This is a genomic window from Mesorhizobium sp. M7A.F.Ca.US.005.03.2.1 (assembly GCF_003997795.1).
GTDB classification, from domain to species: Bacteria; Pseudomonadota; Alphaproteobacteria; order Rhizobiales; family Rhizobiaceae; genus Mesorhizobium; species Mesorhizobium ciceri.
In genome coordinates, this window is sequence record NZ_RZRP01000135.1 from 1 (window position 1) to 10,232 (window position 10,232).

Here is a 10,232-nt window from a genome sequence, read left to right on the forward strand (position 1 = left end):
CCTCGCGGTCGTCCGGCCTGCTGGTCTGGTAGCGAACCGTCATGCGGCAACAGCCGATGGCTTTACACGCCCGCCGTTCGCTCATCCCGAAGCCTTCCTTCAGGCGAGCGACAGCTTTCCGCTTGGCCGCGGGCGTCACCTCAACGCGGCATTGTCGAGCATGGCGTCGGCCAGAAGCCGCTTCAGCCGCGCGTTCTCGGCCTCCAGCGCCTTCAGTCGCCGAGCCTCGGAGACATCCATCCCGCCGAAGCGGGCCTTCCAGTTGTAGATCGAGGCGTCGCTGACCCCGTGCTTGCGGCACAGATCGGCAACCGATACCCCGGCCTCATGTTCCTTCAAAATTCCGATGATCTGCTCTTCAGAGAAGCGGCTACGTTTCATGTCCTGGTCCTCTCGATGGGCCAGAACCAACTTCAACCCGGACTAGATCAGAGGGGCAAGGTCACGAGCGCTGCGGCCGCAGGCGGTGACGAGAATGTCCTTGTCATGGAAGGGATATCCAGCTCGGAGAGGCCTTGATAGCCTCTTGACGGAGCTCTGTGGAGCTCGGCCCGCACCTTTGACGACTTCCAGTTCGCAACCCGGGCGATCGTGATGGCGCGACAAACTTTACTGATGTGCATCGGCCGGCCGCGGCGAGGTCCACGACCGGCCTTCGCCTTCTTCGGCGGCACTTGCACGCGCGGCATTTACGTCAATATGAAACGGTGTTGTCGGCAAGGAGCGACAATGCAATCGCCGCTTCCCGCAGACGCCAGCCGGTGGTTCAGGCGACCCAATCCATATGTTCTTTCGCGAGCCACCAACGAGCGCCCTGCGACAATGCCGTTTCTTTGGCGCGCTGCAGGTAGTGAAGTCCCGCGTCCCGGCCCACGTCGGACGATTTCATGATCTCTGCCTCAAACATCAGCCTGTAGATTTCAGCTAGGTAAAATCTTTCATGGTTTTTCTCGGAGATGGTCAACGCGATATGGAGATTTCGCTTGGCGTCGTCGTAATTTCCGAACTTAAGCTGAGCCTGCGCTAGTAAAGAATATAGGAACGTTGTTTCAATCTCTTCCTTTGACTGCACTAAAAATTGAATGTTGCTAGACATCTCGTCGAGCGCGCCAATGACGTTGCCGCTCGTCGCGTCCGCCCAGTTTCGCATTATGTTCGCGCGACTCAGATAGATGTGCTCTCCATACTTCCGTGTGTGTTCGACGAGCTCAGAATTCAGTTCGTATATCTTGTCACTTCGGCCCATGCACTGGAACACATAGCAACAGTTGCTGAGAGCCGTCGCCAGGGCGTGGGAGGATTCGGTTCGCGCGCTTAAAACTGCGTTCTCGGCACTATCGGTGGCCATCTTGTCGAAGCCCAATAGCAGGAGTGTCCATGCAAGATAGCTAAGCGTCATACTGGGAAAGCAGTGCACGCCGGATTTCATGCCAGCCGCAACTGTCAAGGCCAGATCGAATTCGGTTCGGGCGTTTTGAAAGTTACCTAACATGAATTCGGCCATTCCCATTCCCTGACATGCACTGGCCATTGCAATCTGATCATTGACCTTTGCCGCCAATATTTTCATCTTTTCAGACGGCCGGATCGATTGGACGATGTTGCCAGCATTGAAATGCAAACCAAACTGCCAAGTAAGCGCTTCAAACGTTTCATTGTCATTTCCAAGGCGCGTGCTGACCTCTTCAGCTCGCACCATGTAGGCAAGTGGGTTCGCTGCAATTCCTTGAGACGCGTTCAGTGCGACGCCGTACGATAAGTAGATAAGCTGCAGATCGGTCAGGATTGGCTCTTCGTTGGGCGATTGCTCAGCCAGCGAAAGCGCTCTTCTGAGCAGCGCCGATGCCTCGCTAGTGGCGCCAGTCCGTAAGGCTCGGCGGCCCGCCGAGAGCCACTTGCGCAGGGCATTCACGGTGTCGTGGGCACATTCATAGTGGTGGGCGACTATTTCATCGGGAACGATGCCATCCCAATGCATCACCAAATGCTCTGCAATGGTTCGATGCATTTGCTGCGAGTCCGATTTGAGCAGGCTCGAATATATGGCGTCGCGCACAAGAGCGTGGCAGAACTCGTAGGAATATAACCCCTCGCTGCGCACCCTGCGAAATATTCTCAGCTCAATCAGCGTTTCGATCTGACGTTTCACATAGTCGAGTTCGACCCCCATGATTGCGGAGAGAATGTTTTCGCTGAAGCGGTCGCCCAGGACTGATGCAAGCTGAGCGACGGATTTGCAATCTCCCGAAGTATCAAATCGCCCCATCAATATTCCATGGAGCGGGTTTGGGATCGGCAACGCTCCGTTCCCTTGTGTCTGGACCTCGCGCAAATCGCTTGTAGCGACACAATGCTCCGTCAACTGCTCGACAAACAGCGGATTGCCGCTGCTGACTCGTTGAATCCGCTCTAGCATGGCATCTGATATCCCTGATCCGCGATTGCTCAACTCTGAGATCAGATATCGTGTCGATTCCGAGTCCAGGCGCGTAAGGGAGAGGAGCGTCATCGACACGCTACGCAACGGGTTGACCGTCGGTCTGCTTGTCAACAATACAAAAACTCTTTCAGTTTCTATAAGATCAATTAGTTTTTGGATGGTTTCCAGCGTTGATTCGTCGCTCCACTGGATATCTTCCACAATAAGCACCAATGCATAAGCGCTCGCCGCCTGCAGAATTATATGGATTAACTGTGATTGGAGCTCTGCTAGCCGTTGTGATGACGGACGGTCACCTACAGAACTTTGGCTCCCTCCAATTAACTCGCAGACATATTCTGCAAGTGAGTCCTCAAATAGGAGGACCTTGCGCAAATAGGCTTGTAGCTTCGTTGCGCGAACTGAAAAATCGTCGGCGTACTCAATGCCCGCCAGACGCTCTACACTATGGATCCAAGGATGTAACGGCGTAGAAATATATTGGCTATCACATTGAAATTTCAAGGTTACAACCGTCAATTTAGGCAGATCCCTGACAAATTCATGGACAAGTCGAGATTTTCCAATGCCCGGCTCCCCGACGATCGTTACCACTTGTCCGTGGCCGTCGCTGACCGCCTTCAAGCGGCTTTTAAGCAGATTAAGCTCTTCGGTTCGCCCGACATACGGGCTGAGATGCAGCGGAACAAAGCGTGAAGCATGTGGAAGTGGATGTTGCGCTTCCCAGACCGTGTAACTCTGGGAGAACCCCTTCAAACTGAGCGTCCCGGACGACCGAAAGGAGAACTTCGAGGAGCAAAGTCGCATTGTCGAATCGTCCACGAGAATCTGGCCTGGAAGACCGGCTTGTTCGAGGCGAGCCGCCATGTGAGCCGTTGCGCCGAACGCCATCAGACCCTTCTTTCCCTCGCCGTCGGAAGGGGCGTCGACTATCACTTTCCCGGTCGCGACCCCCAGTCTGCAAGTGAATCGATCGACGGAACTCAAAGATTCCAGCATCTCCCGCAACGCTACTGCTGCACTTAAAGCCATGAATGCCGAATCTTCGGATGCGGAGGGGTAGCCAAAAAAAGCCTGAAACCCATCGCCCGTATGGTGACCTATCGTTCCCCCAAAACCTTCAACGAGCGCATCGCAACGTCGAAAATAGGCCTGCAGGATCTCACGAATTCGCTCGGGGTCCCGCTCCTCTATGAAGGATGTCGAGTTAACGATGTCGACGTGGACAATCGAGATGACACGACGCTGATTGAGAGGAACGCTTACCATTTCGTAAAGTCGTCAAACCTCGCGTAACATGAGACAGAAAGCTAGCTCAACGTTTGGATACATGCCAACTCAAATCATCGACGATGGGATTTGCGTTGTCGGCATTGGTCCTCGTTGGAGGTGGCGTCGAGACTCGGAGGAGACAGTTCTCGATGGCTAATGACTTCGGGTTGCGTCGGCAGGCAATGACGTGTCGATCATCATCAGAGCGCTATACAAACCACACGGGGCAGGAAGCCGATCCAAAAAAGCGGGATCGTTTCCTGTTGGCAGCTTCCCTCGGCCGCGCTCGCGCATGGCGAAGGCCGACACCAAGGTGCAACGCGGCACCTCCTCGGAACGATCGTGGCTGCCGCGCGAGTCTTGCCGTCGATGGTCACCATTGCGAGAGCGCCCGCAAGCCCCTCGATCTTAGCAAAATGGCCAAAACAGCCGCGGTCGCGGCTTGTCGGCGACATTAAACATCGCTGCATTCTCCGAGTGAACGCGGCCCATACAATCAGAACGAACGCCATCCCGAAAACGTCGATATCCGAGTTCAATGCCGTGCGGCGGCCTTCGTCCACTTTTGTAAGATTGATCCATCTGTGTTACCGGTGCTACGGTTGGTCGGTATTGATGCTCGTGTTGCGATATGGGCCGCGGTTCCCGGATGCATGAGGTGAATTAAGCGCCAACTGGTATTCTATCGCGGCATCGACGCAACTAAGAGTGCGCTATTCATTCTATGTCGAAACCAGGGGAAGTATTGATCAGATCTCGGTGGAGGAAAGCGATGGCTGGCGGTAAGGGTAAAACGATTGAGAGCGTAACTGCGGAAGTCAATCGACTGGGCAGCTTGCTCAGCAAACAGGCGCAGCAAATCATCTCCATGAGCTCACGCTTGCATGACCTTGAGTTGATGTTAAGTGGCAACCTCGATCTCACGCTCACATCCGAGGCTGTTCGGCTAGCAGGCAAGGGCAGCAAGGGCAAAGGCGAGCGCGGCAAGGGTAAAGGCAAGGGCGGCAAGGGTAAAGGAAAAGGCGGCAATCCTACCCGGCCGCAGGACAGGCGTGATCCAGGCACCGGCGACGAACTTGTGTCTTAATGCACTCGCTGCGCTCCGCAGCGGCGTTTCGGGGAATTAATGTGTGGGATGGGAACCAAGAAGCGTTGTGGGAAAGCGTCTCGAAGGCGGGCTCGTTTGATCCCAGCATAGATCTGTCCCGGATAGATTATGATCGCATGATGGCGCGGTATGTGCCGCCTCAAGAGTATTCCAGAGAGCGTCTGTTCGAGGCGATGGCAAACCGGGAACCGGCGGTTTTAGTGGGCCATCCCTCACCCGTGAGGTCTCCTCTCGATGTGCTCGGCTTGCGTGATGCCGCCCACTGCATTGTTAAACGAATGGCCGAGAGCAGCGATGAGGCGACCTACTCCGTTGTGATGCGCGCCGAAGGGCGCAGGGTGCAACTTCGGCCATGCGAAATTGCTGAATTGTGGCAAAAGCAGACTGAAGTCTTCGGTATATCGGATTTATACATCCGGAATACATTTATGGAGGAGCTTATCGATCCTTCGAGGCTCAGCAGTTTTAATTTGCTGCTCAAGGCTTCAGACAAGGCAAGAAGCCAGGAGATGTTTAGCTTCGTCATCAGTGCCGAAGGCATGGTTACAGACTCTCATTCGGATGATCCTGACAGCAGCAACTTTTGCCTAGAGGGAAGGAAGCTCTGGATCTTCTGGGATACGTACGCCGGCTTGGCAGCTGGCCTTCAGGACGTGGAGCGCTTGCTTCTGACAACGAGTCCGCAGTTCGACATGAAGGTTTGGCTTTCCATGCCGAGCGCGCGTTGGTGCATTGTCGGTCCCAACGACACACTGTTTCTTCCAGCCAACTTCACGCATAAGGTCATCACGCTCGAACATTACGTGGGTGTGGGCGGCTTTTACGTATCTCTGCCGAACTGCCTTTCTCTGATAGCAGATTGGATCTATAGGGGCCCATTGTGGTCCAAGCTCGACAGAAAAAGCAGCAAGGCAATGCTTATTGGCGACATCGCTTTGGCCGTACAAAAAACAATCTTACGCCTGCGAGATTGCGATCTCGCTATAGGACAGGCTCTTGGATACGACTTTCTTGAGTTGGCGGCGCAAAATGTGATCCGGCGTTTGCCACAGAGCCAAATGGCGATGTTGTGGTCCGATCCGCGATTCCGGAATATCGCTGACAATATAGCCGCGCCTTGGCCATTTTCGAACAATGTGCCTCTGGCGTTTCAGCTTGGGAAACAGTCCATCCCGGAGCATTTGCAACAGACGACGGCCCGACACCGTTTCAATCGAGTTCCGTAACGGACTTCGCTCTCACGGCATCAAGGTTCCCTTTTTGCCGTTTTATTCCAGAACGGTGAAATCCATTGCAGCGCGACTACGAGGTGGCCCGTTGTAATTGATGGTTATTTCAGCGCCGGCACAAATACGACGAATAGCGCTGAATGTAATAGTGAGCTCCGTCCCGATACTGAATTTCGCATTCGGAAGAAAGCTATGGTTGTAAAGAGACCCATATCCGAGAGCAATAGCCATTATTCCGTCTTCCCAGTTAAATACGTAGTCAAATAATCCAAAGTTAGAATTCCAGGCATGTACCTCTGCCACCGGAATTATAATGACAGGAACCACCTCAATAACTGATCCTTTCTTGATCTCTTCGCGCGCATAGACGCCGCGCCCCTTTCCTTTTGCCCACCTCATCTCGACTTGGTGGCTATGCCGTAAGGTTGATTTGGCTCTCATTCTAACACCGACAGCCATGAATAACCGATACGCCATCGCGTCGGGACACGGCACAATAGCTTTGCATCAGCGGTATTTCTTGAACCATTCCAACACCGTTGAATGGTAATACTGGCTCCGTTCCGTACTCCAATTCGTATGATTTTGACCCGGAAATACAACCAGTCGACTTTCAATCCCGTTCAGCTTAAGCGCCTGATACATAAGCTCAGAGTTGTATATAGGGACGTTCCAATCCGCATCTCCACTAAGAAATATTGTTGGCGTCCGCACTCTGTTCACGAAGTGAATTGGAGAAACCGCATCGTAGAATTGACGATGGCGCCAAGGCGACCCCAGTTCCCACACATACCATTTCAACCACATGTCGGGCCCGAAATCGGCGGCGACAAAACTGCCGCCCGCCCCCGATGCTGCCGCGCGAAACTTCGTCGGCGCCCGCCCGATGACGCAGTTCGTCATATAGCCTCCATAGGAATAGCCGGTAACGAACAACTTTTTCGGATCGACTTGACCTTGCGCTATCACTTGATCAAGAGCAGAGAGAACGGCAGGTTTGGCGGTGCAACCCCAGTTGCGGAAGATACGAGACACAACCACCTGTTGTTGCCCGAGGGAACCAGGCGGATTCGGTTCGATCACTATAAAGCCGCTCGCAGCATAGAGCTGTGATACGATATCAAAGCCGAAGTGAAATTGCTCGTCCTGAGGCCCCCCATGGATATTCAGTATAGCCGGATACTTCCGCTTCGGATCAAAATCCGCGGGCTTCGTGACGAACATGTCGAATGCTGTCCCGTCTGCAGCTCGCGCCGACATGTGAGTCTTCGATGCCACGTTAATCCCATCTAGGTAAGCTCCATAGAAATTTGTAACGGAACCGAATTTTCCAGCAGATGGAACAACGTAGACTTCGGAGGCTGTGTTAAGTGCGCTCATCACCGCGACAGGCTGGTTGTCATGATTCACATCGAAACTCGTAATGAAGAGATCGCCGCTTAACACGTCCTCAGAATTGTAGGTCTTAAGTGAGACACGCGCGAGGTACTGACCACCCGACCTTGCGTAGAGATAGTATAAAAAATTTCCGTCGTACGAGAAGCGAAATGCCAGTACGTTCTGTCGAGAACCGTGCGTGAGGATTATTTCTCTTCGAGTGGTGACAGATACTATAGCTAATCGTTTGACAGCGTATGGACCGTGGCGTTCGGCGGCTGATAGATAGGCTATGCTTTTTCCATCGTTACTCCATGCCGGGGAACGCCTGTCCGCCGAACCGCGCGTCAAGCGCATTGCAGAGCCACCCTTTCCATCGTTTGCCGAGGTGATCCAGATTTCGCTGCGATATCTTAGTTCACTCGGGTATTCACGAATAAACGCAACGCGGCCCCCATCAGGAGACCAGGCCGGCTCCGAGTCTTCATTCAGACCTGCCTTACCATTTGGCGTATCACCAGTAAGCTGAACCAGAGCGTCCGATTCGAGCACTTGCGTAAAGATACGATCCTGCGAATTTTCTGATACGTAACCGCCACCGTCCGCCTTGAATTGAACTGCGTTTACTACAATGGGCTTGGGCTCAGTGCTTGGACCGCAATCTTGATCCGATTGAAGGCTGTAGATGGCGTGCGCTTGCGAGCATTGAGGACTACACCCGCAGGAGTTGCTCGCATTCCTTCTCCTGATATCTTTGTCTATGGCCGTGGCTAATTTTGCTCCGGAAAATAGCAATCTCTTTCCGTCAGGCGAGATATTTAGATCTCCAAAGTAATTTCCGATGTATTTCCGATCATATATAGACGCATTCAAACCGACTATGTCGACATAAATGATATATACGTTCATATCTTTATCTACGAGTAGGTAACTCAGCTTGTGGGCCTGAGAGTCCCAGCGCGGGGACCAACTCACCTCGGGTTCATTTAAAACCGGCTCGCCGCTCGAAGAAATTACGGAAATCCTGTTTGCACGTACAAACGCTATGTAGTTGCCATCCCCCGTAACTCGTAAATCTGTCGGTGGTTGCATGCAATCATAATCGTCTATACCGACGTTTCGTCGGTGATTACTAGACACAAAGTTCCTATCAGGACAGGTAACCGTCGACTTCTTGATACGAATTGAATTTAAATCCTCGGCGAATCCAAATTTCATACATAGCGTCAACAATATCACGAGAGCTGCACAGGCTTTTTTCTTGAAACCATAGGGTCCCGTTCCGCCCATGATCATTCTCCTTAGCCCAATCGCGAGTTGGTTCGCGTACAGAAGTCCGAAGGTGAATATACGCTTCTCCAAATCTGATGCCCAGAGAACCTTGGAGACGCCTCACGCCCCCACTTTAGAGACATCCATAGCGTGCGACCTAGCAGGTGCCGGCCGTGTGGATGGATTTCGCAAGTGGTGAGCTTCGTTTGGTGAGCTTCGTCGATGATCGAACGTACCCCGTGGGCCGCTTCGTTCTCTGTAGATCCGCGGCGCGAGGGCTGGGCCTCCGGCTAGACGATCCAACTCGGCAAATATCGTCCTCATCAAGAGCTTGTGTGGCGTGCCAATCCTACCTGGGGATCGAATTGCAGCAATGGCGCTCTCGCGGAACCATAGAGTGTCACTGTCGCGGGCCATGGAAGCTATTGGCGTTGCCTTCAGCCTAAAGGCGGGAAGTTTGCCCAATAAAGCGCTCGGCCATATTAGGAACCCCTTGTGAATTCCTTCACATACAAATTCTCCGCTCGGCGTACAACAGACGTCAGAACAGGCAATTTAGCCTCTCTTGCGGATAGATCTAGTAAAATAGCAAAGATCAAAATCCAAAGAGGAAGTTGGCCTTTGAGACTAAGCCAATTCCGTTCTCATCACAGATTTTTGTGGTGCCAACAACCAAGGGAGAGAAACATGTATAAGCTCGTTATGACTGCGTCTGCATTTCTGGTCTTCACGACACCTTCGTTCGCGATCGACTCCACCTTCGTCCACAGCCTTCGTGCCGACAATGGTGACTTCGAAACCCCGGGTGAGTTCAAGGGTCAACATTCAATGGCTTCTGAAGAAGCGTACGGCTTCCAGACAGGATCGATCGGGATCGCGGGTGGCGCTTCGAACTCCAAGTGCATAGGGGTCAGCCCAAGAGAGTACGACCCTCTGGGCCCGGATTGCCGGAACTGAGATCCAGATAGGGGCGGTGGTTAGCGCCACCGCTCCGCTTCCCAAAGCGGGTCGCGACATTCCTATGGACTTTAGTAGGACCCGACAATAGGTCGCGCGACAGCACTGGCAGAACCCGATCCATCCTGGGAACAGGTGATCTTGCTTCGTCACCGCGCCGGGAGGACGATTTGTTTACCCGGAGCCGGTCTTCATTGCACAATCTGATTTCGCAGCGCCGATACTCGCGCTCGCCTCTTGTGAATAGGCGACATCAGTCGCCGTCGTGCGACTCGGCGATGTGACGAAGAGCACCGGCGTTCCTTATTCGCAGGCCACCACGCTTGATTGCGATGATCGAACGGTTGCGCCAGTCGTTGAGCGTCTTATTGACGGACTCTCGCGTGGCGCCCAGGAATTCCCCCAGTTCGGACTGGGAGATCGGTATCCAGCCTGATCCATCCGCTATGACGCCTGCTAAAAAGACCAGTCGCTTCGCCAGTCTGGCCTCGATGCCAAAGAAAGCCTGATCCCCGAGTTCGCCGCTGACCCAACGCAGCCGTGCGCACAACAGTTCAATCATGGCGCGTGCCAGAGG

The 10,232-nt window shown here is 53.4% G+C and carries 7 protein-coding genes and 1 pseudogene; 3 read left to right on the forward strand and 5 right to left on the reverse strand.

Going from position 1 to position 10,232, the window contains the following annotated elements; translation table 11 throughout:
• Together EN991_RS10445 and EN991_RS10450 are read right to left on the reverse strand one after the other, a co-directional pair.
• Positions 1 to 381 (reverse strand): annotated as a pseudogene (locus tag EN991_RS10445) (transposase); the annotation flags it as partial.
• Between the two features lie 385 nt (positions 382 to 766).
• On the reverse strand, positions 767 to 3,709 hold the full coding sequence (locus EN991_RS10450; RefSeq protein ID WP_127368696.1) for an adenylate/guanylate cyclase domain-containing protein: 2,943 nt from the start codon (positions 3,707 to 3,709) through the stop codon (positions 767 to 769).
• 775 nt (positions 3,710 to 4,484) lie between these two features.
• On the opposite strand from EN991_RS10450, the gene EN991_RS10455 reads away from it, so the two are divergent.
• Together EN991_RS10455 and EN991_RS10460 are read left to right on the forward strand one after the other, a co-directional pair.
• The gene (locus EN991_RS10455; protein ID WP_127368697.1) at positions 4,485 to 4,799 is read left to right on the forward strand and encodes a hypothetical protein; all 315 of its coding nucleotides are present in this window, start codon (positions 4,485 to 4,487) and stop codon (positions 4,797 to 4,799) included.
• Positions 4,799 to 6,046, forward strand: coding sequence for a hypothetical protein (locus EN991_RS10460; protein WP_127368698.1), 1,248 nt, complete (start codon positions 4,799 to 4,801; stop codon positions 6,044 to 6,046). Before EN991_RS10455 ends, EN991_RS10460 begins: the two co-directional genes overlap by 1 nt.
• A gap of 42 nt (positions 6,047 to 6,088) precedes the next feature.
• On the opposite strand, the gene EN991_RS10465 is transcribed toward EN991_RS10460, so the two are convergent.
• Together EN991_RS10465 and EN991_RS10470 are read right to left on the reverse strand one after the other, a co-directional pair.
• Positions 6,089 to 6,508 carry an SET domain-containing protein-lysine N-methyltransferase gene (locus EN991_RS10465; protein WP_206519184.1) on the reverse strand — a complete coding sequence of 140 codons (420 nt, stop codon included), beginning with the start codon at positions 6,506 to 6,508 and terminating at the stop codon, positions 6,089 to 6,091.
• Positions 6,509 to 6,556: 48 nt separating this feature from the next.
• The gene (locus EN991_RS10470; protein ID WP_164753612.1) at positions 6,557 to 8,716 is read right to left on the reverse strand and encodes a prolyl oligopeptidase family serine peptidase; all 2,160 of its coding nucleotides are present in this window, start codon (positions 8,714 to 8,716) and stop codon (positions 6,557 to 6,559) included.
• Positions 8,717 to 9,385: 669 nt separating this feature from the next.
• Here EN991_RS10470 and EN991_RS10475 point away from each other — a divergent pair.
• Positions 9,386 to 9,655: a hypothetical protein gene (locus tag EN991_RS10475; protein ID WP_127368700.1), complete on the forward strand. Its 270-nt coding sequence runs from the start codon at positions 9,386 to 9,388 to the stop codon at positions 9,653 to 9,655.
• 253 nt (positions 9,656 to 9,908) lie between these two features.
• Here the strand turns inward: EN991_RS10475 and EN991_RS10480 are convergent.
• A partial coding sequence (locus EN991_RS10480) for a helix-turn-helix domain-containing protein (protein WP_164768957.1) occupies positions 9,909 to 10,232 on the reverse strand: 324 nt, incomplete at its 5' end.

Coding starts and splice junctions, on each gene's coding strand:
- EN991_RS10475 (WP_127368700.1), top strand. CDS start 9,386: ATGTATAAGCTCGTTATGACTGCGTCTGCATTTCTGGTCTTCACGACA.
- EN991_RS10455 (WP_127368697.1), top strand. CDS start 4,485: ATGGCTGGCGGTAAGGGTAAAACGATTGAGAGCGTAACTGCGGAAGTC.
- EN991_RS10470 (WP_164753612.1), bottom strand. CDS start 8,716: ATGGGCGGAACGGGACCCTATGGTTTCAAGAAAAAAGCCTGTGCAGCT.
- EN991_RS10450 (WP_127368696.1), bottom strand. CDS start 3,709: ATGGTAAGCGTTCCTCTCAATCAGCGTCGTGTCATCTCGATTGTCCAC.
- EN991_RS10465 (WP_206519184.1), bottom strand. CDS start 6,508: ATGGCTGTCGGTGTTAGAATGAGAGCCAAATCAACCTTACGGCATAGC.
- EN991_RS10460 (WP_127368698.1), top strand. CDS start 4,799: ATGCACTCGCTGCGCTCCGCAGCGGCGTTTCGGGGAATTAATGTGTGG.